The organism is Curtobacterium sp. SL109, from assembly GCF_026672405.1.
GTDB lineage: Bacteria > Actinomycetota > Actinomycetes > Actinomycetales > Microbacteriaceae > Curtobacterium.
In genome coordinates, this window is record NZ_JAPPRB010000002.1 from 3046997 (window position 1) to 3073419 (window position 26423).

Below are 26423 nucleotides of genomic sequence, written 5' to 3' on the forward strand. Positions count from 1 at the left end.
AGCACCCGCCCAGCGGCCGGCCGCCCAGCGGCCGTCAGCGCCGCCCGCGCTCCTGCCGCCCGCCGCGCTCCCGTCGCACTGCGTCGAGCAGCGTCTCGGCCCGCCGCGCGAAGGAGTGCTCGGCACCGATCCTGGCCCCGCGCGCCGCACGGTCAGCGTCCGACGCCGACTCCCCCAGCTGGACCAGCTCCCGCAGGTCCGCCACGTCGGTGTAGGGCCGCACCGCGCCGTGGAACAGCGCCTCGGTGCCCGGCACGGGATCCGTGACGACGAGCGCTCCGGAGGCCGCGGCGTCGAACAGGCGGTTCGACACGAAGCCGTCCCGCGCCATGTCGTCCCAGTGGTCGTTGAGGACGACCCGGGCGCTCCGGTAGAGCGCCGGCAGCTGCTCGTTCGGCACGAACACGCCGCGGTGCACGCCGTCCGGCAGCAGCGACTCCCAGCCCTCGCCCCAGACGGCGAGGTCGACCCCGGCCTCGACGGCGTCCCGCACGACGGGACGGAACACCCGTCGGGTCTTGCCGACGAACGCCGTGTCGAGGTCCGGGAAGGCCGGGTCGGCGGGCCCCGGATGGAAGCGCGCCGGGTCCGTGGCCTGCAGGAGCGGCCCGACGGCGAGCCCGGTCCCCGCCGTCACGCGCGCGGCCCACACCGGGCCCGCGGCGAAGCGGAGCTCGTGGCGTGCCAGCTCGGCGGCCGTCACCAGGTCGGGGTGCGAGATCACCCAGAGCACGTTCGTCGCCGTGGGGTGCACGGGGGTGTCGTCGAGGCCGCGGAGGGTCAATGCGACGTCGTCGAGGTGCTCGGAGAAGGGCCGGACGTGGGACTCGCGGTGGTCCACCACGACGTCCTGCCCGAGCCCGCGGAGCGCGACGGCGAGGTCGCGCGCGAAGAACGTGTCGCCCCAGTCGTCCCCGCGGGGGCCCGGGTGCGCGGCGATCCGGACCGACCAGCGCAGGCGTTCGCCGCGGTCGAGCGTGCGGAGCCACGTCCCCCGGACGACCGGCTCCCGGAGCGCGACCGGCGCCCCGGCCGCGTCCGCCGACGTCTCGTCGGGCGCCAGGCCGAGGCGGGCCAACGCCGTGTCCACCGCGTCGTCGGACCGCCCCCGCCAGACGGCCAGTGCGTCGGCGGCGTCGGTGTCGTAGCGGCGCTCCCGGAGGACGGACGTGCGGTAGACCCGTCCGACGGGCACCACGACGCAGTCCCCGCTCGCGGCGTCCGCGGAGTCACGGGTCAACCGGGCGACGGCGGTCCGGGTGTCGACGGTGACGACGGGCACCGCGAGCGCGGTGGTGCGCACGGCGAAGCAGGGCTCGTCGCCGGCGAACACCCGCGCGCCGTCGAGGGCCTCGGCGTCCTCGGACGGGTGTCCCCGGAGGAGCGACGCGACCGGCGCGGTCCCCCGGACCAGCACCGCGCCCGCACTCGCGACCACGTCGTCCGGGGTGCGGACCACGGGCAGGGCGACCACGGCCTCCCGGCGGTCGTGGTCGGGACCGCCCACCGGACCCACGGCCGCCACCAGCCGGGCGAGCGCGCCGTCCGGCAGGGCGATGCCGGCGTCCTGCACGACGACGACCGACGACCGGAGAAGGGGCCGCGCGGCGGCGACGGCACCGCCCCAGGTGGCCGCGACGGTGGCGCGGGCGACGTCGTGGTCGTCACCGGCGAGGACGGGCGGGTAGGTGCTCTGCGGTCCGGCGTGCACGTCGTACGCGCTCACCAGGACGGTCCGTGCCCCGGCGATGCGCGCCGCGCGCACGGCACCCAGGTGTGCACCGGCGCGGAACGCCGACTCGGCCACCGTGACGACGACGTCGAAGCCGTCCGTCCCCGGCTGCGGTGCGTCCGTCACCAGGGACGTGTCGACCGGGAGGCTCGGCTCGCCCCCGGCTGGCCCGTCCGGCCCGGTCGTGGTCGCGGGGACACCGGGCCGGCCGAGCAGGCGACGGAACGCCACGGTCAGCCGCGGAGCAGGTGCTGCAGGTAGACCCCGTAGCCGCTCTTGGCGAGCGGGGCGGCGAGGTCGGCGAGCGCGGCGTCGTCGATCCAGCCGTTGCGCCAGGCGATCTCCTCGATGCAACCGATCTTGTGGCCCTGGCGGTCCTCGATCACCTTGACGTACTCGGACGCCTGCATCATCGACTCGAACGTGCCGGTGTCGAGCCAGGCGGTGCCGCGGTCGAGGACCTCGACGCCGAGGGTGCCGGCCTCCAGGTAGCGCTCGTTGACGGTCGAGATCTCGAGCTCACCGCGGGCACTCGGCTCGATGGTCTTGGCGATCTCCACGACGTCGTTGTCGTAGAAGTACAGCCCGGGCACCGCGTAGTTCGACTTCGGGTGGGTCGGCTTCTCCTCGATGGAGACCGCGGTGAAGTCGTCGTCGAACTCCACGACGCCGTACGACTTGGGGTCGGCCACGTGGTAGGCGAAGATCGTCGCGCCCTGCACGGTGGTGTTCTTCTGCAGGCTGGTGCCGAGGCCCGTGCCGTGGAAGATGTTGTCGCCGAGGACGAGCGCCACGCTGTCGTCGCCGATGAAGTCCTCACCGATCACGAACGCCTGGGCCAGGCCGTCGGGGCTCGGCTGCACGGCGTACTCGATCGTCATGCCGAGGGCCGAGCCGTCGCCGAGGAGCGCCCGGAACTGGTCGTTGTACTCCGGCGTCGTGATGACGAGGACCTCGCGGATGCCGGCCATCATCAGCGTCGACAGCGGGTAGTACACCATCGGCTTGTCGTAGATGGGCATGAGCTGCTTCGAGATGCCCTTGGTGATCGGCCAGAGGCGGGTGCCGGAACCGCCGGCCAGGATGATGCCCTTCATGGGGATGGTCCTCTACTTCTTCGTGGTCCGGAGGGACTCGGTGTAGGCGACGCACTCGTCGTACGTCGGGAGCAGCCCGAGCTCGGCGGCCTGTTCGAGGGTCAATGCGCTGGTGTCCTTCTCGCTCAGCACGGGCTCGCCGATGCCGTCGGGCAGCGTCAGACCGACGGTCGGGTCGAGGATGCTGATGCCCTTCTCGCGCTGGGGGTCGTAGTGGGCGCTGACGAGGTAGTTCACCGTGGAGGCGTCCTCGAGCGCGACGATCGCGTGGCCGAGGCCCTCGGAGAGGTAGACGGCACGGCGGTCGACGTCGTCGATGCGCACCGAGTCCCACTGCCCGAACGTCGGCGACCCGACGCGGATGTCGATGATGTAGTCGATGAACGCGCCGCGCACGGCGGTGACGTACTTCGCCTGGCTCGGGGCCACGAGCGCGTAGTGGATCCCGCGCGCGACACCGCGCGCCGAGATCGACATGTTCACCTGGCGGAGGTCGAGCGGGTGACCGACGGTCTCCTCGAGCACGTCGGCACGGTAGGCCTCGAGGAAGGCTCCCCGTGCGTCGCCGTGCTGGACGGGGGTGAACTCCCACGCGCCTTGGATCTTGAGTTCGCGGATCTGCACCGGAGCAGCGTAGCAACCGGTCCGCTGATGTGCGGGGTGCCGGGCCGTCGGTCAGGACAGTCCGAGTGCCGACCGCCAGGCCCGTTCGCCCGGCTCGTCGCGCCCCTCGGCCACGACGCGCTCGGCGCGGACGTACGCCTGGGCCCGGCGGACGCGGTCCTCGGGGTCGCGGAACGCGGTGCGCAGCGCAGCGCGCCAGGAGTCCGTGCCGTCGTCGGCGAGGAGTCCGCCGTGTGCGTCGACGCCGGCGTAGGAGGGCCGGTCGGACCCGACGAAGGGCAGCCCGAGCATCGAGTACTCCAGGAACTTCAGGTCGCTCTTGGCGTCGTTGAACCGGTCGTCCGTCAGCGGTGCGACGCCGGCCGACCAGCGGTCCGCGTGCTCGCGGAGGAAGGCCACGAACTCGGGGTAGTGCGACGTGCCCTCCGGCAGGGCGAGGCGGTCGTGCCAGGCGTCGTCGTCGTGCGTCACCCCGACGACCTCGAGCCGGACGGGTCGGCCGTCGTCGTCCACGAACCCGTCGAACACGTCGCGGAGCAGGTCGAGGTCGCCGCCGTGCGTCGCGCTCCCCATGTAGAGGACCCGACGGGGACCGTCGGTGGTCGGGGTCACCGGGTCGTGCGCCCACAGCCCGGGCTGGACGCCGTTCGGCACGACGACGGCGTCGATGCCCTCGGCGGCGAGGACGGCACGGAGGGGCTCGGTCGAGACGACCACGGCGTCGGCGCCGCGGACGAGCCGGTCGACGGCGGCCAGGCGGTCGGGGTCGTACTCGGCGCGGGCCAGTCGCTCGCGGGCCTCGGCGGTGAAGAAGTCGTCGTCCACCTCGGCGACGATCCGGGTGCCCTCGGCGGCGGCCCGGGCGAACGCGGCGTCGAGCGCGGCGAGCGGGAACGCGTCACGCTGCACCAGGACCGCGTCGAGGTGCGCGGTGTCCGACCCGTCCGCCCAGCGCACCGGGTCGACCTGCGCGACGCGTGCCGCGCCGGACGCGGCGAGCGCCGACATCCGCCCGGTGACACGGATGTGCGCGGAGGCCGGGTGCACGCCGCCGGCACCGTGCACCACGAAGCCGACGAGCGGCGGCGCCTGCGGTGCGAGCGGCTGCGGCTGCGGTGCGGCCCGGCCGAGCAGACGGGCGACGGTCGACCGGAGAGGAGCCATGCACCCATCGTGGCACGGCACGAGGAACACCCTGCATAGACTGGGACGTCCGTGTGCCCCGTCACAGCATCGAACCAGGGAACCCACCGCCTCGTGAAACTGTTCGTCCAGATCCCCTGCCTCAACGAAGAGGAGACGCTCCCGTCGGTCCTCGAGACGATCCCGACGTCGATCCCCGGCGTCGACGAGATCGAGATCCTCATCATCGACGACGGCTCGACCGACCGCACCGTCGAGGTCGCACGGGCCCACGGGGTCACCCACTTCGTCCGGCACACCACGAACATGGGCCTGGCGCGCTCGTTCCGTGACGGCGTGGACTACGCGCTGCTCCACGGCGCCGACATCGTCGTGAACACCGACGGCGACAACCAGTACCCGCAGGCGCACATCACCGAGCTCGTGCAGCCGATCATCGAGGGCACGGCGGACATCGTCATCGGCGACCGGCAGACCCGGACGATCGAGCACTTCTCGGGCTTCAAGAAGCTCATGCAGCGCTTCGGGTCCTTCGTGGCCAGCCGTGCCGCGGGGCTCGACCTGCCCGATGCCGCGAGTGGCTTCCGCGCCTACTCGAAGTACTCGCTGATCCGTCTCAACATCGTGACGCGCTTCAGCTACTGCATGGAGACCATCGTCCAGGCCGGCTACAAGCGCCTGGCGATCGCGAGCATCCCGATCACCACGAACGCGAAGACCCGCGAGTCCCGGTTGTTCAAGAACATCTGGCAGCACATGTTCCAGTCCGGGTCGGCGATCGCCCGGGTGTACCTGATGTACCGGCCGATGGCGCTGTTCGCCTCGGTCAGCGCGGTCTTCGGCGTCGCCGGGCTGATCCCCTTCGTGCGGTACCTCGTGCTGCTGTGGACCGACAGCGGCGGGAACCACCTGCAGTCCCTGATCCTCGGCGTCACGCTGGTCATCAGCGCGTTGCTGTCGATGGTGATCGGCGTGGTGGCCGACCTGACGCGGATGAACCGCACCCTGGCCGAGGAACAGCTCGACCTGCAGAAGCTCGCGCGCTACGGCGACTGAGCGGATGACGAGAGGACCGGACGCCCCGGTGGTCCGACCGCGCGTCGGACGGACCGAGCGCCTCGCGCTCGGGATGGTCGTCGTCGCGTTCGCCTTCGTCCTCGGGCTCTGGGCAGTGCTGGTGCCGCCGTTCCAGGCACCCGACGAGAAGGCGCACTTCGACACCGCGATGCACCTCGCGATCGGCGACCGCTGGGTCGGCCCCGGCGACCAGCGCTTCCTGAACGCGGTGCAGGCCGCCGCCGGTCAGGCCGCCGCCGGCACCGACACCGTGAGCGCGTGGTCGCGTGTCACGGTGCAGGAGCTCCGCACGGCACACCCGGGGAGCGAGGTCGGCGGGGTGGAACAGATGAACCAGCACCCGCCGACCGCCGACGCACTGCAGGGCGTGGTCCTCCGGCTGGTGGGCTTCGAGCACCTGCGCTGGGACCACGCCCTGCTGGCCCTGCGCCTGTTCGACGCGCTCGTGGTGCTCCCGCTCCCCGTGCTGGCCTGGGCAGCGGTCCGTCGGCTGACCCGGTCACCGCGGGCCGCCGTGGTCGGGGCAGCCGCGGTGCTCGCCGTCCCGGAGCTGGCCTCGATCGCCGCGTCGGTGACGAACGACGCCCTGACGATGACGCTCGGGGGCGTCGTCACCGTGCTGCTCGTGCGGACGATGACCGGGGACCGTCGTCGGCGGACCCTGGTGCTGCTCGGCATCGCGCTCGGCGCGCTCGTCATCACGAAGGGCACCGGGCTGCCCGCCGTCCCCGTCGTGGCGCTCGCCCTGCTCGTCGGCCCCGGAGCACCCGCGTGGGGACGCCGCCTCGTCGAGACGCTCGGCACGCTGCTCCTCGCCGGCGTCGTGGGCGGGTGGTGGTGGGTCAGGAACCTGCTCGTGTACGGCACGCTGCAGCCCGACGGGTACGCGGCCATCCGCCCGCCGCAGTCCTTCCCCCGCGGGCAGGGGCCCGACCTGCTGACCTTCGTGGACGTGAGCTGGGGCACCGTGATCCGCACGTTCTGGGGCAGCTTCGGCGTGAACGCCTTCGCGGCGCTGTCACCGTGGCTGGTCGTGCCGCTGACGCTCGTCACGGTCGGCGTCGTCGTGGTCTGGGCCTTCCGGCGGTCGGCGGAACGACGCGCCGCCGTCCTGCTCGCCGTCTTCCCCGTGCTCCTGCTCGTCGCCCAGACGCTCACGAGCGTCCGCGGCTACCTCACGACGACCGCTGTCGTCGGCACGCAGGGCCGCTACCTGTTCCCCGCCGTCGTCGCGGTCGTCGTGCTCAGCGCACTGGCCTGGCGACGTCTGCCACTCGGCGGACGGGCTCGGCGACTGCTGCCGGTTCTCGTCGTCGCCGGTGCCGGTGCCCTCGCCGCGACCGGGCTCGTGACGGCCCGTGTGCGGCTCGTGCCGGGCGCCGGGTACGCGGTGTGGTCCGACGGCCACCTCGGTGCCCTCGCAACCGGCGTCCTCGCGCTGCTCGCGCTGGCCGCCACGGCGTTCGCCGTGGTCGCCGTCGCCAGGACCCCGTCCCCGCTCCCCGGCGCGCTCGACGACCCCGACCGACTCCCCCGCTAGACTGCTCGCCGTCCGCCAACGGCCAGGAAAAGGAAACCAGCGTGAAGATCCTCGTCACCGGAGGAGCCGGCTTCATCGGCTCGAACTTCGTCCGTCGAACCCTCCAGGACGCCTACCCGGGCCTCGAGGGCGCCGAGGTCGTCGTCTACGACGCCCTCACCTACTCGGGCAACCTGGCCAACCTGGCCCCGGTCGCGGACTCCCCGCGCTACCGCTTCGTCCAGGGCGACATCCGCGACGCCGCCGCGCTCGACGAGGTCGTGCCCGGCATCGACGCCATCGTGCACTTCGCCGCCGAGTCCCACGTCGACCGCTCCGTCCGCGACTCCGGCATCTTCGTCGAGACCAACGTCGTCGGCACCCAGCGCCTGCTCGACGCAGCCCTGCGTCACGGCACCGAGCGCTTCGTGCACGTCTCCACGGACGAGGTCTACGGCTCCATCAGCGAGGGCTCGTGGGACGAGGAACGGCCGCTCGAGCCGAACTCCCCCTACTCGGCGTCGAAGGCCGGCAGCGACCTGCTCGCCCGCAGTTACCACCGCACGCACGGGCTGAACCTCTCGATCACGCGCTGCTCGAACAACTACGGGCCGTACCACTTCCCGGAGAAGGTCATCCCGCTCTTCGTCACGAACCTCATCGACGACGTGCACGTCCCCCTCTACGGCGAGGGCAACAACATCCGCGACTGGCTGCACGTGGACGACCACACCCGCGGCATCGCGATGGTCCTCACCCGCGGCCGCGCCGGCGAGATCTACAACATCGGCGGCGGCACGGAGCTGACGAACAAGGAGCTCACCGAGCTGCTGCTCGAGGCCACCGGCAAGGACTGGTCGTACGTCGACCGCGTCGCGGACCGCCTCGGTCACGACCTCCGCTACTCGGTGGACATCAGCAAGATCCAGGCCGAGCTCGGCTACGAGCCCCAGGTCCCCTTCGAGCAGGGGCTCGCCGACGTCGTCCAGTGGTACCGCGACAACCGCGCCTGGTGGGAGCCGCTCAAGGAGCGCGCGGCCCTGGCCTGAGCCCGGACGACGGACCAGACCATGACCCGCTACCTCGTCACCGGCGCGGCAGGCATGCTCGGACAGGACCTCCAGCAGGCCCTCGCCGGACGTGACGTGACCGCGCTCTCCCGCGCCGACCTCGACATCACCGACCCGTCCGCGGTCGCCGCGGCGGTCGCTGGGCACGACGTCGTCATCAACGCCGCCGCCTACACCAAGGTCGACGACGCCGAGTCCCACGAGGACGACGCCCACGCCGTGAACGCCCGTGGCCCCGAGGTCCTCGCGACGGCCGCGGTCGCCGCCGGGGCGAAGCTCGTGCACGTCTCGACGGACTACGTCTTCGACGGCAACGGCACCTCCCCGTACGCCGAGGACGAGCCCACCGACCCGATCGGTGCCTACGGCCGCACGAAGGCCGCAGGCGAAGCCGCCGTCCGACGTGTCGCACCGGACTCCTCCTGGATCGTGCGCGCGGCCTGGCTCTACGGGGCAGGCGGCCCCAACTTCGCCAAGACGATGATCCGGCTCGCCGGGTCGCACGAGACCGTCAGCGTCGTCACCGACCAGGTCGGGCAGCCGACGTGGACGGGCGACCTCGCCCGGCAGATCGTCGCGATGCTGGACGCCGACGCGCCCGCGGGCATCTACCACGGCACGAACGCCGGGCAGGGATCGTGGCTCGACTTCACCAAGGCGATCTTCACCGAGGTCGGGCTCGACCCCGAACGCGTCCTGCCCACGGACAGCTCCGCGTTCGTCCGACCGGCACCGCGCCCCGCCTACAGCGTGCTCGGACACGACGCCTGGTCCCGCGCGGGCCTCGCCCCGATGCGCGACTGGCGCGACGCCCTGCACGCCGCTGCCGAGGCGGGGGTCCTCACCGCGTGAGTGCAGCAACTGCGCTCGTCGTCGGGGGCGGCGGGTTCCTCGGTGGTGCCGTCGTGGCGGCGCTCGAGCACGCGGGTGACCGCGTGGTCGTCCCCCGCGTGCCCTGGAGCGACACCGAGGCGGCCGCGACCCTGCTCCGGGACGCCGTGACGAGCCTCCAGGCCGACGGCGCGCCGTGGCGACTCGTCTGGTGCGCCGGCAGCGGCATCGTCGCGACCGGCGAACAGGCCTTCGCCGCCGAGGCGACGATCCTCGGGCGGGTGCTCGACGCGACCGGACCGACCGCGGACGCCCCCGGGTCCCTGTTCTTCGCGTCGTCCGCCGGCGGCGTGTACGCCGGTGCGAGCGGCGCACCGTTCGACGAGGACACCGAGCCGCTGCCCCTCGCGCCCTACGGCCGCAGCCGGCTCGCCGCCGAGGCCCGCTTCCGGGACTTCGCCGAGGCCACCGGCGCGCCGCTGCTCGTCGGGCGGATCTCGAACCTCTACGGTCCCGGCGCCAACCTGCGGAAGCCGCAGGGCCTGGTGTCGCAGCTGGCGCTGGCCCACATCGAGGGCCGCCCGTCGTCGATCTACGTGCCGATGGACACCACCCGCGACTACCTCTACATCGACGACGCCGCCGCGATGGTCGCCGACGGGCTGACGGCCGTGGCCGACGGTGCAGCGGGAGCGACCACGACGAAGATCTTCGCGTCACAGCAGGGGCGCACCATCACCGAGGTCGTCGAGGCGGTGTCGGCCGCGTTCGACGAGCCGCTCGACGTGCGCGAGGGCCACGATCCCGCCGCGACCTCCCACGGCCGGGACCTCCGCTTCCGGTCGCGGGTCATGACGGCGCTGGACGCCCGGACGCACGTGCCGTTCGACGTCGGCGTGCGCCGGACCGTCGACGCGGTCCGCGCCGGCCGCTGACCGGCACGCGACGCGCGACCCGTGCTCAGCCCTGGAACGCGTCCGCTCAGCGCCGGAGCGCGTCCGCTCGGCGCCGGAGCGCGTCGGTTCAGCGCCGGAGCGCGTCAGCTCAGCGCGCGTCAGCTCAGCGCTGGAGTGCGTCGGCGATGAGCGTGCGGTAGCGGTCCCCCACGGCCTCGACCGTGTAGGCCGCGGCCGTCGCGCGGGCACCCGCGCCGAGGCGCTCCGCGAGCGCCGGGTCGGCGAGGAGCCGGTCCACCGCCGCTGCGAGGGCGTCCGCGTCACCCGGCGCGACGAGCAGGCCGTTCACGCCGTCCTCGACCACGTCGACGATCCCGGGCACGGCGGACGCGACGACCGCGCAGCCGGCCGACATGGCCTCGAGGAGCGCGACGGGCAGCCCGTCGCGGTCACCGTTCGCCGCGGGGACGGACGGGTAGACCGCGATCCCGGCCTTCGCGTAGTGGGCGGCGAGGGCGGCCTTGCCCTGCGCACCGACGAAGTCGACCCCGCTGCCGGCACGGGCCTCGAGCGCCTGCCGGAGGGGCCCGTCGCCGACGACGACGACCTCGGCCGGGCGGTGTGCGACACGGTCGAGTGCGTCGAGGAGCACGGTCGCGCCCTTCTTCTCGACGAGCCGTCCGACGAAGAGCAGCCGACCCGGGGTGCGGGTCTCGCTGGCCACCGCTCGGGAGATGGGCTCGAGGTCGACGCCCATCGGCACGATGTGGACCTGGTCGTCCCGCGCCCCGAGCTTGCGGAGCTCGAGGGCCATGTCGGTGCTCATGCAGGTCACGGAGGCCGCGCTCGCGATGACCGCCCGCTTGACGCGTTGGAGGACCGGGTGCCGCAGCGCGTAGAGGTCGCCACCCAGCGTCGTCACCACGCGGGGCAGGTCGCCGAGGACGAGCTTGCCGACCGCCCCCTGCGGGATGATCCAGTGCAGCAGCGCCGCATCGGCTCGGGAGCGCCTGGCCTCGCGGCGGAGCGCGACGGCCATCGCCCCGAAGAAGAAGGGGACCTGCAGCCAGCGGACCGGTGCCGCGCGGAGGTTGTCCACGATGGCCCCGTCGGCCAGGTCCCGCCAGCGGGCCGGGAAGTACGAGTACCGACGGACCTCGACGTCGCCGATGCGCTGGTGCTTCGCCGCACCCTTCGTCATCGGGGCCACCACCACGACCCGGTGGTCGCTCGACAGGGCCAGGGCGAGGTCGAGCACGAAGCCCGGGGTGCCGTCGCCCGGCTCGGCCGGGAACGTCGACGCGGCGACGAGGAGTGTCGGACGGGCAACAGGGTCGGGATGCATGCAGCGCTCTCGCTTAGAGTTGTCGGTCGATGGACGCACGACAGCCTACGGGGTCCGCCGCCGACGCAGCATCGGCCGATGGACGTCCTGCTCATGACCCCGCCGCCGGCCCGACCACCGGCGCCGAGGTGCCCGTCGTCGCGCCCAGGAGCCGCCGCGCCCGCGTCCTGAACGTCGTGAAGTGGGCGGCTGCGATCGTCGCGGTGGTGCTGCTCGTCGTCGGGGTCGCGCGGCAGTGGGACGAGATCGTCGCCGACTTCGCTCGGCTCGACGCCGTGACCGTGACGCTCGGGATCGTGCTCACCCTCGTGGCCCTGGTCGCGAACATGCTCTCCTGGCGCGCCATGATGGCAGCCACCGGCTTCCACGTCCGGCTCGCTGCGGCGTCGTCCATCTTCTTCGTCGGCCAGCTCGGCAAGTACATCCCCGGTGGCGTCTGGTCGATCGCGGCCCAGGCCGAGCTCGGCCGCGCGCACGGGCTGGCCAGGACCGGCAGCGCGGTCGCCTCGCTCGCGTCGATGCTCGTCAGCATGGTGACCGCCGCACTCGTGGGCATCCTCGCGCTGCTGCTCGGCTCGACGGACGGCCTCGCGACGTTCTGGTGGCTCGGCATCGTCGTGGTGCTGGGTCTCGTCGCCCTGACGCCGCCGGTGCTCGGTCGCCTCATCGCCCTCGCCATGCGGCTGCTCCGTCGGCCGCCGCAGACGATCACGCTGACCTGGGGCGGCACCGTGATGTCGATCGTCTGGTCCGTCGTGATGTGGATCGCGTACGGCGCCCAGGCCACCGTCGTGCTGCACGCCTTCGGTGCGCACTCGTCCGTGCTCTTCCCCGTCGCGACCGGTGCGTACGCGGTGGCCTGGCTCGTCGGCTTCCTGGTGGTCATCGCACCCGCGGGGCTCGGGCCGCGCGAAGCCGTCCTCCTGCTGCTGCTCGGGTCGGTGACGAACCCCACTGGTGCCCTCGCGCTGGCGGTGGTCAGCCGGGCGTTCATGACCCTCGGCGACGTCGTCCTGGCCGGTCTCGGCGCCGCCCTCGCGGTGCGACACCGGCGTCGCGCGGCCGCCACGACGCCCGCCGACAGCCTCCCGGGAAGTCCCGGCGCGCCCTGATAGTGTCCCGTCCGGGCCGCCAGCCGTCCCGTCCGAGAACCCCGAGGAGCCACACCGCATGACCACTCTCCGCGTGATCGTGGACCAGGTGATCGCACCGGTCCCGGGCGGCATCGGACGCTACGCGGAGGAACTCGCCCGGAAGCTCATCGAGACCGCGCCGGCCGGGTGCGACGTCGAAGCGGTGGTGTCGGCCGCCTCTCCCGCGGAGCTCCAGCGGCTGCGGACCCTGCTGCCCGGGCTGGGCGACCTCGAGCGCCTCGCCCTGCCCCGACGGGAGCTCTCCCTCGCCTGGCAGGCCGGTCTGGCACGCGGTGCGTCCCGCGGCATGGTCCACGCACCGAGCGTGCTGGCACCGCTGGTGAAGCACAACCGCTTCCAGGACGTCGGCCACCAGACCGTCGTCACGGTCCACGACACGGTGCCGTGGACGCACCCGGAGACCCTCACCTCCCGCGGCGTGCACTTCCACAAGGCGATGGTGAAGCGGGCCTGGCGCCACGCCGACGCCGTCGTGGTGCCGACCCACGCGGTCGCCGCGGCGCTGAACGACGTGCACCGCTTCGACGACCGGCTCCGGGTGATCGGCGGCGCCCCGAGCGCCAAGCTGCGCGTCCCCGTCGACGCCGACCTCCGCGCCGAACGCCTCGGCCTGCCCGACCGCTACGTCCTCGCCGTCGGCACCCTCGAACCCCGGAAGGGCCTGCGCTACCTCATCGAGGCCATGGCGCACCCCGAGGCACCGCGCGACGTCCCGCTGGTCATCGCAGGACCGGACGGCTGGGGCGACGTCGACGTCATCGAGACCGCCGAGCGCGCCGGACTCGCCGCCGACCGGGTCAAGGTCCTCGGCCACGTCGACGACGCCGACCTGGCCGTCGTCTACGACCGGGCGACGGTGTTCGTGTTCCCGAGCCTCGCCGAGGGCTTCGGCCTCCCCGTGGTGGAGGCCATGAGCTTCGGCACCCCGGTGATCCACTCCGACGACCCCGCCGTGCGCGAGGTCGCCTCGGACGCCGGCGTCACGGTCGACCGCGACCCCCGTGACTCCTACCCGGCGCGCATCGCGCAGGCGGTCTACCAGGTCGTCAACGACCACCACCTGGCCGGGCAGCTCGCCGTCGCCGGGCCGGACCCGGCGCGCATGTTCGACTGGCGCGACTCCGCGCTGGAGACCTGGCAGCTGCACGCGGACCTGTAGCCACGCACCGCAGGCGCCGCACACCTCGCAGGCGCCACGGATCACGGCTCGGCATCGATGGCCGGACGCTCCGTGTCGCCGCCGTTCCCGCGTGCGCACGGCTGCCATCATCGGGACATGCAGCGACGTCGTTCCCTCCCCGTCCTCACCGCCACGATCGTCCTCGGGCTCGGCCTGACGACGACCCTCGCGGCGTGCTCCGGCGGCGACGACCGGACCCCGACCCGCTCCCCCTCGGCCACCCGGTCCGCCTCGGCGACCGCCACGGCCACCCCGACCCGGACGCCGGTGGCGTCGGCCGCCCCGACGAGCGGGACCACGCCGTCCCCCTCGGCGAGCACCCCGTCGGACGACCAGACCGGACCGGCGGACGACGGCACCGGTCCCGGCACGGGCAACGGCAGCGGCGTCGACCAGCCCGACTCCGTGGACTTCGCCGCGGTGACCGCGCAGGGCGTGGCAGCGGCCGGCGGCGGCACCGTCGTCTCCCTCGTCGGGTCCGGTGACAACTGGACCGTGCTCGTGTCCGGCCCCGACGGCTCCCAGACGCAGTCGGTCGTGTCGGCGACGCTCGGGCGCGTGACGTCCGGCCCCTTCCCGAAGGACGCCGACTCCGCCACGAAGGCCGCGAACGTCGCCCGTGCCGGAGCACTGCAGGTCAAGGCCGACGCTGCCGCGACCAGCGCGGTCGGTGCCGTGTCCGGCAGCACCCTGACGTCCCTCGTGCTCGGCGGGTCCGGGTCGGCCCCCGTGTGGACCGCCACCCTCAGCGCTGGCGGCGCGACCCGGTCGGTCACGGTCGACGGCGTCACGGGCACGGCCACGGCCGCCTGACCCCCGGTCGACGGCGTCGTCAGAGCTGCGCGCGCAGCGCCTCGGCCTTCCGCTCGACGACCTGCTCGAGGCCCGCGGCGTACTCCGCCAGGCGCTCGGCCACGGCGGGCTCGGACGAGCCGATGATCCGCGCGGCGAACAGGCCGGCGTTCGCCGCACCGTTGATCGCCATCGTCGCCACCGGGATGCCGGCGGGCATCTGCACGATGGACAGCAGCGAGTCCAGGCCGTCCAGGCGCGCGAGCTGCACGGGCACCCCGATCACGGGCAGCGTGGTCAGGGACGCGACCATGCCCGGCAGGTGAGCGGCACCCCCTGCGCCGGCGATGACGACGCGGAGGCCACGGGCAGCGGCACCGCGGCCGTAGCGGACCATCTTGTCCGGGGTGCGGTGCGCCGAGACGACGTCGGCCTCGTAGGGGATGCCGAGTTCGTCGAGGATCTCGGCCGCGGCCCGCATGGTCGGCCAGTCCGAGTCGGACCCCATGATGATCGAGACGAGCGGTGCGGGCACGGTGGTGTCGGTCACCCGACGAGCCTAGCCGTCAGCGCACCGTGACCGTGCGGCAGCCGAGCGACCGGTCGCCACCGGCACCGATCCCGACGGCCCGGACGCACACGCTCCGCGTGCCGGTCACCCCGACCACCCGCGCGGTGAAGCCGTGGGCGGCCCCGGCACCGGTCGACCGGTCCACGTCGGCACGGACGCGGTCCGCGGTGAAGCGGCCGACCTGCTTGCCGGCGACGGTCACCACGATCGTCACGGGAGCGCCCGTGTCCTCGCGGTCGAAGGCGTGCCCAGCGACGTCCACCCGGCGGTGCGCGCTGGAGACGACGGTCTCGAGGGCGCCGGAGGGGGCACTGGCAGCGACGGTGACGACCGAGCACGGCGCCGTGACGTCCTGTCCCGGCCCGGTGTTGGTCGCCCGGACGCAGACCGTGTGCCTGCCGGCGCCGGCCGGCACCACCGCGGCGAACCCGTGCGCCGTCCCGACGCCGAGGTCGGCCAGGTCGCTGCGGACCCGGTCGGCCCTGGCGGTTCGGACGGTTAGGCCGTCCACGACCAGCGCGACCGGCAGCGCCGTCCCCGGAGCGTCCCCGTCGACCGCGACGCCCTGCGCCCGGATCCCTGCCGGGACGACCACGGCCTGGGTCAGCCGGACGACCGGGTCGTGCCCGAGGACCGTGACGTCGTCGCATCCCAGTCGCTCGTCGGCGCCCCGGGAGACGTTGACGGCGGTGACGCAGACCGTACGCGTGCCTGCTGCCGCGGGGACCGTGACGTCGTAGCCGTGGGCGGCCCCGACCCCGTAGGTGTCGCCGACGTCCTGCCGGGCCCGGTCCGCCAGGCCCGACCCTGCGACCCGGCCGTCGACCGTGACGCGGACCGTGAGCGCCGTGTCGGCCTCGTCCTGGTCGAACGCCCATCCGCTGACACGGACCGACGCGGCCGCTCCGGACGCGGCGTCGAGGGTCCCCACCGGCGACCGGACGGGTTGCGGCGCACCGAGCACGGCGTTGGCGACCAGCACCTGGGCGGAGGCGGAGTACCACTTCCCCGCGGCCGGACCGCCGTTGCACGTGCCGTCGCTGGCGCCAGGGGTCTTCACCCAGAGGAGCGCGTCGAGGGCGGAGCCGTCGGCGACGACCCGTGGGCTGGTGCCGAGTCCGGCGCCGGGGGCGTTGCACCACGTGCCACGCCAGCCCTGCCCGTTCCGCGAGGTGTCGATGACGTAGTGCGAGCCCCCGGTCAGCGCGGAGAGCTTCTCGGCGTAGGCCTGCTCCTGCGCCACCGGGTAGTAGTTGGCGACGTTGGTGAAGAACCCGCGGGCGTCCTGCACGCCCGCGCTCCGCAGCCGCGCGGCCATCGTCGTGGGCGGCACCCAGTTCGAGTTGCCGGCATCGAGGTACGCGGGGACCCCGGCAGCGGTGAACGCGGCGACCTCGCGGGACAGGATCCGGTACCGCTGCTGGTCGAGGGTCGGCGTGCAGCGGTCGTTGCTGAGCATGGCGAGCGAGTCCGGCTCGACGACGACCGCAGCCCGCTTGCCCGCGAGCTTCGTCACGATCCGGTCGATCCACGCGTCGTAGGACGTCTCGTCGAACCCACCGGCCGAGTACCCGCCGCAGTCGCGCTGCGGGATGGCGTAGGTGACGAAGACGGCCGTGGTCCCGTTCGCCGCGGCCCCGGCGGTCGCGGTGTCGAGCGTCCGGTCGAGCGCGGCACCCGTCGTCCACTCACCGAGCCAGGTCGCGACCGGGTACCGCGCGATGGTCGATGCGGCACGGGCGCCCGCCGGGTCCGAGGACGCGAGCGCACCGGCGGCCCTGGCGGCCTCGCTGGTGGGCGACGTGTACTGCCCGTTCCCGTAGAGCGCCGCAGCGGTCGCGGAACGCACCGCAGCCGGTGTCGCGGCGTCGGCGGGCCCGGAGGGCACGACGAGGGCTCCGACGACGAGGGCCGCGGTGACCGTCGCGACGACGGAGACCACGGAGTGGGCGCGGGCGCTGACGCGCGGACGGCGTGGCATGGACGGCTCCCCTGGACGGACTTCCCCTGACCCGTCCATGGCACCACGCCCTGCCCACGCCGACCAGCCGCCAGAGCGGGTGCCACCTGGACGGGTGGCAGCCGCCGTCGACGTCGCCACCCACCGGACGGGAGGCTCGGTGCGGGCCCGCCACGGGCCTCCCGTCCGGTGCGCGGTCCCCGCCGTCGGCCGGTCGCGCTGGCCGGGTCAGTCGTCGAAGTGCGCCGCTGCGCTCCGCGCCCGGTACACGACGTCGTCGACGTCGTCGCCGGTCACGGTGACGTGCCCGATCTTGCGGCCGGGGCGCGGGGCCTTGCCGTAGAAGTGGTACTTGGCCTCGGGGAAGGCCGCGAGGGCGCCCGGGTACCGCGCGGCGAGGTCGCCGTCGGCCGGGCCACCGAGGACGTTCACCATCACGGCGACGGGGGCGTTCGTCCCGGTCGCACCGAGCGGCAGGTCGAGGACCGCGCGGAGGTGCTGCTCGAACTGGCTCGTCGTCGCGCCGTCGATCGACCAGTGGCCGGTGTTGTGCGGCCGCATCGCGAGCTCGTTGATGAGGATCCGCTCGTCACCGGTCTGGAACAGCTCGACCGCGAGCACACCAGTGACGTCGAGCTCCTCGGCGATGCGCACCGCGATCGACTCCGCCAGGTCGGCGAGGCGGCCAGCACTGTCGGGCGCGGGGGCGATGACCTCGGCGCAGACGCCGTCGCGCTGCTCGGTCTCGACGAGCGGCCACGCCACGACCTCACCCGACGGGCGGCGGGCGACGGACTGGGCGAGCTCGCGGGTGAACGGCACGAACTCCTCCGCCAGGAGCGCCTGCGCACTGCCGCTCTCCGCGAGGGCGATGAACCAGTCCTCGACGTCGGCGGGGTCGGTCACGACGCGGACGCCCTTGCCGTCGTAGCCGCCACGGGCGGTCTTCACGACGGCCCGCCCCCCGTGGGCGTCGAGGAAGGCGCGGAGCTCGTCGGGGTCGTGGACCGCGGCCCAGTCCGGCACGGGCAGTCCGAGCTCGGTGAGCCGGGTGCGCATGACGATCTTGTCCTGGGCGACGGCGAGCGCGTCCGGACCCGGACGGACGGCGACGCCGGCGGCGACCAGGGCACGGAGGACGTCCTGCGGGACGTGCTCGTGGTCGAACGTGACGACGTCGACGTCCCGTGCGAAGGCGAGCACGGTGTCGGCGTCGTGGTAGTCGCCCTCGGCCGTCGCCGCGATCGCCGCGGACATGTCCGGCCCCTCGGCGAGGACCCGGATGTCGATCCCGAGCTCCACCGCTGCCGGCACCATCATGCGGGCGAGCTGCCCTCCGCCGACCACTCCGACGCGCAACGCCATGCTGTGTGTTCCTTCCGCGGTTCCCACCGTGCGGTGAGACCCGGTCGTCTACCATTCCGGATTGTCGATCGTCGATCGACCCCGCGCCGTCCTCGGGACGGGCCGACGCCAACTCTACGGATCCAGGAGACCACGTGCGGCGCCTCATCGCCCAGCTCGCCCGCTTCGGCATCGTCGGCGCGGTCGGCTTCGTCGTCGACTTCGGCGTGTTCAACCTGCTGCGCGCGACCGTGCTCTCGCCGGACGACGTCCACTCGGGGCCGTTCTGGGCGAAGGTCGTCTCCACCACGGTCGCCATCTTCGTGAACTGGGTCGGCAACCGGTACTGGACCTTCCGCCACCAGCGTCGGTCCGTCGCCGCGAAGGAGGGCGTCGAGTTCGTCGTCGTCTCGCTCGGCGGCATGGTGATCTCGCTCGGCTGCCTCGGCGTCTCCCACTACGTGCTCGGGTACACCTCGGCGCTCGCGGACAACGTCTCCGGGAACGTCATCGGCCTGGCGCTCGGCACGGCGTTCCGGTTCTGGCTCTACAAGGCGTGGGTGTACCACCCTGACCGGGTCGGCCAGGAGTCGACGCGCACGGCGGAGGTCCTGCGCCCGACGCGCTGACGGCGCGACGCACCGCAGGTCCGACCCGGGGGCGTCGCGCCGGTCAGCCGGCGAGCACGGTGTCAGCCGGCGAGCACAGTGTCAGCCGGCGAGCACGGTGATCTGGATCGACTTCGTCACGGAGCGCCCGTTGTCCGCACGCAGGACGACGGTGCGCTGCCCGACCGCGGCGGCCGTGGGCTTCCCGACGATCCGCTGCGTGGCCGCGTCCCACCGCAGGCCCTTCGGCAGCGCGCCGTCGAAGTGCGCCTCGACCTGCGGGTAGGGGCTGTCGGCGTGGACCTGGACCGACGCCGTCCGCCCGACGGTCAGGGTGACGCTGTCCGGGGCCGTGATGACGGGGGCCTGCTTGACCTCCATCTGGATCTGGTACTGCAGCGCCTGCCCGACGTCAGTCCCGGTGGTGATCTGGCACGTCACCGCAGTGCTGCCCGGGTAGAACAGCCCCTCGCGGTCGTCGCACGTGTTCTGCACGACGCCGGGCTGCTCGCCGGAGGACCACTTGAGCAGCACCGGCGTCTCGCCGTCCGCCCACACCGACTGGGACGTCGTCGCGAGCGGGGTGCCCGTCACGTCCATGCCGCTGATGACCGCCCGGGTGAAACGGGTGTCGCCGAGCTGCGCACCGGTGAGCTTCGCCGCGGTCAGGTCCGCCTCGCCGAGGTCGGTCCCGTGCAGGTCAGCCCCCGCCAGGTCGGCGCCGTAGAGGATCGCGCCGCGCAGGTCGGCGCCGGAGAGGTCGACGCCGCGGAGGTCGGCGAGACGGAGGTCCCGCTCACGGAGGTCCTGCCCGGCGAGGTCGGCGCCCTCGCACCGGGTGCGGTCGTCGACGGACGGGTGGTTGACCACGGTGCACGACCCCACGGTCTCGCCGGCCGGCCCCGCGGAGAGGCGCTGGTAGCCGACGGCGACCAGCAGGACCAGGACGAGGACGATGCCGATCGACCACCGGCGACGGCGGGACCAGGGCTTCACGGTGCTCATGCGCCCGCTCCCGTCCACCCGGTCAGCCAGTGCGGCAGCAGCCGCAGCGCCGTGTCCGTGTACCAGCTCGGGTCGCGGGCGTAGGCGAAGAAGGCGACGGGCGCGGAGTAGGTCACGAGGACGACGAGCACGACGAGCAGCACCGGGAGCACCGCGACGCGCCGCCAGCCGACGGGGAGGGACCGCCAGAACGCCATCGCCGAGACGATCGCGAACGCGTAGATGATCGGCAGCACCGGGAGCAGGTACCGGCCGGAGAACGCGTAGTCGTTGTCGAGCCGCAGGAACGTCTGGAGGTTGAACACGAACATGGCGACGACGTACACACCGGCGACCGCGAAGCCCCAGACGAACGCCCGGGTCCGCAGCAGCGACCGCGCGGCGAGCACGACGGCGACACAGGCCGCCACGAACACGACGGTCCCGAGCACGGACACGACGGGGTTGATCGCCCAGGTCGAGTTGCGGTCACGGTAGAAGAAGATCGACTGCAGGTACGTCGTGCACCAGCGGCCGATGAACTCGAGCACGTCGAGCGGCGTCTGCTGCTGCCCGTTCAGCACGGCGAGGTCGTGCACGCGCTCCGCGGCGTAGTTCCTGGCGTAGATGTCGAACGTCAGGCACTGCTGGTGGGTGTGCAGCTTGTCGCAGTCGGGGTTGAACTGGCGGTACCGGACCAGGTTGATCCCGTAGCGCTCGACGATGAGCGCCGCTGCGACGACGAACGCCAGGACCCAGGCGACCGTCCCGACGACGTGCCGGCGGATGCCGGCGACGAACGCCGAGACCGCGTGCCGGACGTCGACCACCCCGCGCAGGCCGTCGCGCTGCGCCACGAGGGCGACGGCGACCACGATGGCGACGACGACGAACGGCACGAAGGTGTACTTCGCGATGATCGCCCAGCCGCCGGCGACGACCGCCTTGGCCAGCGTCGTCGGGCTCGGGGCGTGGATGAACCGTGCCGAGAAGAGCAGGCAGAGGAGGAACAGGGTCATGCCGGGGGCGTCGTAGCTCACCGCCGCCGACTGCCAGATGTACCGCCCGGTGAAGGCGAGCACGACGACCGACAGCATGGTGATCGAGGCCGAGAACCCCATCGCCCTGAGGAGCGAGCGCATGACCATGAGCCCGAGCACCCCGAAGACCAGGTTGACGAGCCGCAGGAAGACGACGATCCACGAGTAGGGCAGCGCTTCGTTGATCATGACCTTCACCGGGAAGGACATGACGTAGTAGTAGAAGTAGCTCGGGAAGCGCAGCACCTCGCCCATCGCCAGGTCGCGCGTGGGCACGCTGTCGATGATCGGTCCGGCCGAGATCGACCGGTGCGCGTAGAACAGGATGTTCGCGATGTGCCGGTGCTCGTCGGGGGCGATCGTGCCGACGTAGGGGACGTTGCCGTTGCCGTCGACGATCGGGTAGTGCAGCACGAGGGCGAAGACCACGCCGAGCGCCACGAAGAGGACGATCGTCAGCCGGAACAGCCACGGGCTGGCGAGGAGGACCCCGAGCCGGCCGGGGACGGTGAGCAGCCGGAGCCGCTCGGGCAGGCCCCCTGACGATGCGTGGGCGACGGAGCGGCCGGGGGGCTTGGTGTCGAACGCGCTTCCGGACATCGACACGAAGATATCCCGTCGCGGGCATGATCCCCAACACCTGCTGCTCGGGACCGTGTGCCGCGGGCCGGACGGTATCGTGATCGGACTGCGACGGGCACGTCGAGCCGCCGCGGAGAGAGGCACCGATGAGTCACACCGCCCCCGCGGCGCACCCGGCGCGGACCGGCGGGGCGACGACGCGCCCGACGCTCCGTGCCGTCGTGCTGAACCTGCTGCTGGTGGTGGCGCTGTCGGTGCCGATCGTGTCGATGGCGTACCGCAGTCGCGCCCTGGTGACGAACATCGACGGCATCTCCTACATGGGCATCGCCCGGAAGTACGCCGAGGGCGACGTCACGGACGCCGTCAACGCCTACTGGTCCCCCATGACGTCGTGGCTGATGGCGCCGTTCATCCGCTCCGGCCTCGGACTGACGTCGGCCTTCCTGGCGACGAACGCCGTCGTCTGCGTCGCGATCCTGGTCGTCAGCGCCTGGCTCGTGCTCCGCGTGACCAGGAGCGGCTGGGCGACGGCCTTCACGACGGCGGCGACCGCGCCCGTGCTGCTGGCCAACGTGGCCCGGCAGACTCCCGACCTGCTCGTCCTGCTCTGGTTCGTCGGCTTCGTCTGGATGATGCTCGTCGCGGACCGTGCCCGACACGGCTCACGGCGACGGCGCATCGTCGTCGCTGCCGCCCTCGGCGCCCTCTGCGCGCTCGGGTACTTCGCCAAGCTCTTCCTGGTCCCGGTGTTCGTCGTCGTCGTGCCGCTCTGGTTCGCGTTCCGCTGGTGGCGCACCGACCACCGCGACCGGGCGGCGCTCCGCGGTTCCCTCGTCCTCGTCCTCACCGCGGCGGTCGCCGTCGTCGTCGTGTCGGCACCGTGGGTCGTGGCGCTGTCGGTGAAGTACCACACGGTGACCGCGGGGTCGTCGCTCGTGGTGAACACCGAGAGCAAGTTCACCGACGCGGCCGACGGCCCGGACGACGACTACGTGCTCCCCCGCCCGCCGGACGCCAGCGCGTTCTCCCCCGCCGAGGACCGCACCCCGAGCGTGTTCGACGGCCGCGCGCTGTCCGCGCCGAGGACGACCACGGCCTCCCGGGCGGACACCGGTGACGACGAGGACCGCGCGTCCACCACGACCACGCTCGCCGGCAAGCTCACCTACTACGTCTCCCAGCGGCTGGACGCGCTGCCCTACTACCAGCTCCGGATCAGCTCCTTCGCACCGTTCGCGACGTGGATCGGCGTGCTGTTCGCCGCGGCGCTCCTGTTCCGCCTGGTGGACACCCGCCGGCACGCATTCGCGACGGTCGCAGCCGTGGCCACCGGCGTGTACTGGCTCGGCTACGCCGGCATCGCCACGGTCGAGTCCTTCGGCGGGAACGCCCGCTACTACCTGCCGCTGGCCTCCGGCACGGTGATCATGGTCGCGGCGCTGCTGCCGGACGCCTGGCACCGGATCGGACGCGGGCGCACCGTGCGCAGGGTCCTGGCCGTCGTGGCCTGCCTGCTCGTGGTCACGGCGTCCGTCACGCAGAACGCCCTCGGCCTGGCCGCACCGTTCTCGTCGGTCCTCGGTGGCTCCATCGGCGCGCCGCCCCTGCAGGTCGCCGGCCCCACGGTCACGCAGAAGGAGCCGCTCGTCGAGGCGCTCCGCGCACACCACACGATCCCGCGGGACAGCCGCATCGCGGGCTCGAACGCACGGGCGATGGCACAGCTCGCGTTCCGGCTCGACGCGCACGTCTCCGGCACGGACTCGCAGCGGTACGACATCCAGGACCCGTCGTTCGTCCGGCTGCTGCACCGGGCGGACGTCCAGTACTGGCTGCAGTTCACGCCGGAGGACGCCCAGCCGAAGGACCTCACCGGTGCCGGCACGGTGGTCGACGAGGTCGTCGTGGACACCACGTGCCAGGACGTCAAGGGTGCTGACGTCGAGCCGTGCCGGGTGCAGGTCGTCGACCTCGACCGCTGAGCCCCACGCCCACCGGGCCCGACGTCCACCGGGCACGACGCCGGCGGACCCGCGCGCGGGTGAGGACGTCGGACGACCCGCGGCCCGACGGCGGGCTGCCGCCGACGACCCGCGGGTCGGATCGTCCGGGTGTTAGCGGCCCATCCCGCGCACCGTGAAGCCCGCGGCGGTCCAGGCGTCGCGGTCCAGGCAGTTCCGGCCGTCCACCACGACCGGGCGCTCGACGAGACCGGCGACCACGGCGGGGTCGAGCTGGCGGAACTCGTTCCACTCGGTCAGCACGAGCACCAGGTCGGCGCCGCGGAGTGCCTCGTCCGCGCTGTCGACGTAGTGGACCTCGGGGTGGATGCGGGCGGCGGTGCCGTTGGCCTCGGGGTCGTACGCCGAGACGACGGCGCCGAGCTCGTGCAGCCGTGCGGTGATGTCGAGCGCCGGGGAGTCGCGGACGTCGTCCGAGTTCGGCTTGAACGCGAGCCCGAGGACGGCCACGTGCTTGCCCGTGACGTCACCGCCGAGCAGGTCCTCGGCGAGGGTGACGACGTGCGCGCGACGCCGCAGGTTGATGGCGTCGACGTCGGCCAGGAACGCCAGCGACTCCCCCACGCCGAGCTCGGTCGCCCGGGCCTGGAACGCGCGGATGTCCTTCGGCAGGCAGCCCCCGCCGAACCCGAGGCCGGCGTTGAGGAACTTCCGGCCGATGCGGGCGTCGTGCCCGATGGCGTCGGCGAGCGCCGTGACGTCGGCGCCGACGACCTCGGCGATCTCGGCCATCGCGTTGATGAAGGAGATCTTCGTCGCCAGGAACGCGTTCGCGCTGACCTTGACGAGCTCGGCGGTGGCCAGGTCGACCACCAGGCGCGGGGTGCCCTCGGCCAGGGTCGTGGCGTAGACCTCGTCGAGGGCGGCGACGGCGGACTCGCCCGCGGCGCCGGACGGCACGCCGTAGACCAGGCGGTCCGGGGAGATGGTGTCCTGCACCGCGAAGCCCTCGCGGAGGAACTCGGGGTTCCACACGAGCGTCGCGCCGGGCACGGCCGCGGACAGGGACGTCGCCAGGCGGGCGGCGGTGCCGACGGGGACGGTGGACTTGCCGACGACGAACTCGTCGGCGGCCACGTACTGCGTCAGCGCGGCCACGGCGGCGTCGACGTACGTCAGGTCCGCGGCACCGGTCGGGCCCTGCGGGGTGCCGACGGCGACGAAGTGCACGCGGGATCCGGCGACCTCGGACATGTCCGTGGTGAAGCGGATGCGTCCGGACTCGATCGCCTCGGAGAGGATCTCGGGGAGTCCCGGTTCGAAGAACGGGGCGTCGCCGGCGGCGAGCCGCTCGATCTTCACCGGGTCGACGTCGACCGCGACGACCTCGTGTCCGAGTTTGGCCATGGAGGCGGCGTGCACGGCACCGAGGTACCCGCAGCCGATGACAGAGATACGCACGGGAAGACGGTACCGGAACTACCGGCGGTGCACGTCGCCCCACGACGGCCGGTCGGGTCCGCCGACGATCTCGTCCCAGTCCGGCTCGCGGTGGCGCCGCCTGGCCTCGTGGGCCTCCACCATGTCGTGCAGGACGGCGACGACCAGGTCCGCGTGGGGCACGTCGGCGAGCACCACGGCCGGGTCGTCCCCGGGGAAGACGAGCACGTCCCCGGAGCGGAACAGCCCCTGCAGTCCGCGGCGCCGCACGGTCACGTCGTACCCGCGCGAGTGCAGCAGCTCCCGCCGGGTCCTGGTGCCGAGACCGTGCACGACGACCAGCCGCCGGGTGGTGACGACGTAGCGACGGGTCATCCAGCGGACGAGCGGCACGATGCCGCCGACCAGCACGAGCGCCAGGACGAGGACCGCGATCACGGCGTTCACCCACGCGTACTGCGCCCGGAACACCCCGAACCCGAAGCCGCCGGCAGCGGCGACGAGCACGACGAAGACCGCCGGACGCACCAGGCTCCGCGCGTGCGGCCGCAGCCGCGCGACGACGCGTTCTGGCGGGGGCTCGGCGGTCATGGCGTCATGCATACCGCAGGTGGGTGACGTCCCCGACGGCGACGCCCCTGCTGACACCGTCTCGATCCCGGATCGTGATGCGGCCGTCGTCGTCGATCCCGGTGGCGTCCGCCTCGACGACGCTGCCGTCCGGCAGTTCCAGCCGGACCCGCGCACCGATCGTGCCGCAGACGGCCCGGACGTGGGACCGGACCGCGTCGGCGTCCGCACCGCCCGTCGCCAGGGCGACCACGGCCTCCCGGACGCCCGCGACGAAGCCGGACAGGACCGCGTCTGCCAGGTCGGCCGCGTCGCCGGTCGCGCCCGCCGCCAGGAGCGAGGTCGCGTTCGGTGTCGGCAGCGCGTCGGCGGGGATGGTGAGGTTCACGCCGGCTCCGACGACGACCGCGCCGTCGTCCGCGACCTGGCAGAGGATCCCGCAGACCTTGCGGCCGTCGACCAGGACGTCGTTGGGCCACTTCACGAGCACCCGTTCCGTCCCACCCGGGTGGGAGGCCCGACTCGCGTCCGCCCCGTCAGCTCGGTCGTCCGGTGCCGGCTCCAGGGCCGCGCGCACCGCGTCGCGCATCGCGGCGCCCGCCACGAGCGGCAGCCAGCCGCGGTCGCGGTCGGTGAGGTCGGCGCGCACCAGGACGCTGGCGGCGAGGGTCTGCCCGGTCGGTGCGGTCCAGGAGCGGTCGAGACGACCGCGACCGGCCGTCTGGTCGAGCGTCGCGACGACGCTGCCGTCCGGCAGGCCGGACGCTGCCTGCAGCAGGTCGGCGTTGGTCGACCCGGTGGACTCCCGGACGTCGAGGACCGCTCCCGAGGACGCGACGGCGGCGCGGGAACGCGGGAGTGCGGGTGTGGACATGCGTGCAAATGTACGGGCAGGAACCG

At 73.2% G+C, this 26423-nt stretch carries 23 protein-coding genes; 10 read left to right on the plus strand and 13 right to left on the minus strand.

What is annotated here, in order from left to right; all coding sequences use genetic code 11:
* Window positions 1–34: 34 nt before the first annotated feature.
* From OVA28_RS15850 to OVA28_RS15865, 4 genes are read right to left on the minus strand one after another with little or no spacing between them, the layout of a single operon-like run.
* Entirely contained in the window at window positions 35–1963 is a 1929-nt protein-coding gene (locus OVA28_RS15850) for a glycosyltransferase family protein (RefSeq protein ID WP_268097630.1), read from the minus strand.
* A gap of 2 nt (window positions 1964–1965) precedes the next feature.
* Window positions 1966–2829, minus strand: coding sequence for a glucose-1-phosphate thymidylyltransferase RfbA (gene rfbA / locus OVA28_RS15855; protein WP_268097631.1), 864 nt, complete (start codon window positions 2827–2829; stop codon window positions 1966–1968).
* Between the two features lie 12 nt (window positions 2830–2841).
* Window positions 2842–3453, minus strand: coding sequence for a dTDP-4-dehydrorhamnose 3,5-epimerase family protein (locus OVA28_RS15860; RefSeq protein ID WP_268097632.1), 612 nt, complete (start codon window positions 3451–3453; stop codon window positions 2842–2844).
* Between the two features lie 51 nt (window positions 3454–3504).
* Window positions 3505–4617: a hypothetical protein gene (locus OVA28_RS15865; protein ID WP_268097633.1), complete on the minus strand. Its 1113-nt coding sequence runs from the start codon at window positions 4615–4617 to the stop codon at window positions 3505–3507.
* Between the two features lie 93 nt (window positions 4618–4710).
* Here OVA28_RS15865 and OVA28_RS15870 point away from each other — a divergent pair, with 93 nt between their 5' ends.
* Genes OVA28_RS15870 through OVA28_RS15890 form a run of 5 tightly spaced genes read left to right on the plus strand, consistent with a single transcriptional unit; the run spans window position 4711 to window position 10028 of the window.
* The gene (locus tag OVA28_RS15870; RefSeq protein ID WP_194662006.1) at window positions 4711–5652 is read left to right on the plus strand and encodes a glycosyltransferase family 2 protein; all 942 of its coding nucleotides are present in this window, start codon (window positions 4711–4713) and stop codon (window positions 5650–5652) included.
* Window positions 5653–5656: 4 nt separating this feature from the next.
* The gene (locus OVA28_RS15875; protein ID WP_268097634.1) at window positions 5657–7213 is read left to right on the plus strand and encodes a DUF2142 domain-containing protein; all 1557 of its coding nucleotides are present in this window, start codon (window positions 5657–5659) and stop codon (window positions 7211–7213) included.
* A 41-nt stretch (window positions 7214–7254) separates the two neighbouring features.
* A complete protein-coding gene (rfbB, locus tag OVA28_RS15880) occupies window positions 7255–8241 on the plus strand; it encodes a dTDP-glucose 4,6-dehydratase (RefSeq protein ID WP_268097635.1) in 987 nt (328 codons plus the stop codon).
* A 21-nt stretch (window positions 8242–8262) separates the two neighbouring features.
* A complete protein-coding gene (gene rfbD / locus OVA28_RS15885; protein ID WP_268097636.1) occupies window positions 8263–9114 on the plus strand; it encodes a dTDP-4-dehydrorhamnose reductase in 852 nt (283 codons plus the stop codon).
* Window positions 9111–10028 carry an NAD-dependent epimerase/dehydratase family protein gene (locus tag OVA28_RS15890; protein WP_268097637.1) on the plus strand — a complete coding sequence of 306 codons (918 nt, stop codon included), beginning with the start codon at window positions 9111–9113 and terminating at the stop codon, window positions 10026–10028. The genes rfbD and OVA28_RS15890 overlap by 4 nt, the downstream gene beginning before the upstream one ends.
* 124 nt (window positions 10029–10152) lie before the next feature.
* On the opposite strand, the gene OVA28_RS15895 is transcribed toward OVA28_RS15890, so the two are convergent.
* Window positions 10153–11334 (minus strand): glycosyltransferase, encoded by a 1182-nt coding sequence (locus tag OVA28_RS15895; protein WP_194662016.1) that lies wholly within the window; start codon window positions 11332–11334, stop codon window positions 10153–10155.
* A 29-nt stretch (window positions 11335–11363) separates the two neighbouring features.
* Between OVA28_RS15895 and OVA28_RS15900 the strand changes: the two genes are divergently transcribed.
* From OVA28_RS15900 to OVA28_RS15910, 3 genes are all read left to right on the plus strand, one after another.
* Window positions 11364–12446, plus strand: coding sequence for a lysylphosphatidylglycerol synthase transmembrane domain-containing protein (locus OVA28_RS15900; RefSeq protein ID WP_268097638.1), 1083 nt, complete (start codon window positions 11364–11366; stop codon window positions 12444–12446).
* Window positions 12447–12504: 58 nt separating this feature from the next.
* Complete coding sequence (locus tag OVA28_RS15905) at window positions 12505–13647, plus strand: glycosyltransferase family 4 protein (RefSeq protein WP_268097639.1); 1143 nt, start codon at window positions 12505–12507, stop codon at window positions 13645–13647.
* A gap of 117 nt (window positions 13648–13764) precedes the next feature.
* Window positions 13765–14481, plus strand: a complete 717-nt coding sequence (locus OVA28_RS15910) for a hypothetical protein (RefSeq protein ID WP_268097640.1) — start codon at window positions 13765–13767, stop codon at window positions 14479–14481.
* Window positions 14482–14500: 19 nt separating this feature from the next.
* On the opposite strand, the gene purE is transcribed toward OVA28_RS15910, so the two are convergent.
* The 3 genes from purE to OVA28_RS15925 form a co-directional block, all read right to left on the minus strand.
* The gene (purE, locus tag OVA28_RS15915; protein WP_268097641.1) at window positions 14501–15010 is read right to left on the minus strand and encodes a 5-(carboxyamino)imidazole ribonucleotide mutase; all 510 of its coding nucleotides are present in this window, start codon (window positions 15008–15010) and stop codon (window positions 14501–14503) included.
* Window positions 15011–15026: 16 nt separating this feature from the next.
* Entirely contained in the window at window positions 15027–17012 is a 1986-nt protein-coding gene (locus OVA28_RS15920; protein ID WP_268097642.1) for a glycoside hydrolase family 6 protein, read from the minus strand.
* 207 nt (window positions 17013–17219) lie between these two features.
* The gene (locus OVA28_RS15925) at window positions 17220–18356 is read right to left on the minus strand and encodes a 5-(carboxyamino)imidazole ribonucleotide synthase (RefSeq protein ID WP_268097643.1); all 1137 of its coding nucleotides are present in this window, start codon (window positions 18354–18356) and stop codon (window positions 17220–17222) included.
* Window positions 18357–18490: 134 nt separating this feature from the next.
* Between OVA28_RS15925 and OVA28_RS15930 the strand changes: the two genes are divergently transcribed.
* Window positions 18491–18964: a GtrA family protein gene (locus tag OVA28_RS15930; protein WP_194662023.1), complete on the plus strand. Its 474-nt coding sequence runs from the start codon at window positions 18491–18493 to the stop codon at window positions 18962–18964.
* A gap of 81 nt (window positions 18965–19045) precedes the next feature.
* On the opposite strand, the gene OVA28_RS15935 is transcribed toward OVA28_RS15930, so the two are convergent.
* Window positions 19046–19948: a pentapeptide repeat-containing protein gene (locus tag OVA28_RS15935; protein ID WP_268097644.1), complete on the minus strand. Its 903-nt coding sequence runs from the start codon at window positions 19946–19948 to the stop codon at window positions 19046–19048.
* Complete coding sequence (locus OVA28_RS15940; protein WP_268097645.1) at window positions 19945–21567, minus strand: phospholipid carrier-dependent glycosyltransferase; 1623 nt, start codon at window positions 21565–21567, stop codon at window positions 19945–19947. Before OVA28_RS15940 ends, OVA28_RS15935 begins: the two co-directional genes overlap by 4 nt.
* A 128-nt stretch (window positions 21568–21695) precedes the next feature.
* On the opposite strand from OVA28_RS15940, the gene OVA28_RS15945 reads away from it, so the two are divergent.
* Window positions 21696–23534, plus strand: a complete 1839-nt coding sequence (locus tag OVA28_RS15945) for a hypothetical protein (RefSeq protein ID WP_268097646.1) — start codon at window positions 21696–21698, stop codon at window positions 23532–23534.
* A 132-nt stretch (window positions 23535–23666) separates the two neighbouring features.
* Here the strand turns inward: OVA28_RS15945 and OVA28_RS15950 are convergent, their stop codons facing one another.
* The 3 genes from OVA28_RS15950 to OVA28_RS15960 are packed head-to-tail and all read right to left on the minus strand — an operon-like array spanning window position 23667 to window position 26397.
* Window positions 23667–24974: a UDP-glucose dehydrogenase family protein gene (locus tag OVA28_RS15950; protein WP_268097647.1), complete on the minus strand. Its 1308-nt coding sequence runs from the start codon at window positions 24972–24974 to the stop codon at window positions 23667–23669.
* 18 nt (window positions 24975–24992) lie between these two features.
* Window positions 24993–25544: a PH domain-containing protein gene (locus OVA28_RS15955; protein WP_268097648.1), complete on the minus strand. Its 552-nt coding sequence runs from the start codon at window positions 25542–25544 to the stop codon at window positions 24993–24995.
* Between the two features lie 4 nt (window positions 25545–25548).
* Window positions 25549–26397, minus strand: a complete 849-nt coding sequence (locus tag OVA28_RS15960) for a biotin--[acetyl-CoA-carboxylase] ligase (RefSeq protein WP_194662034.1) — start codon at window positions 26395–26397, stop codon at window positions 25549–25551.
* Between the last annotated feature and the right edge of the window lie 26 nt (window positions 26398–26423).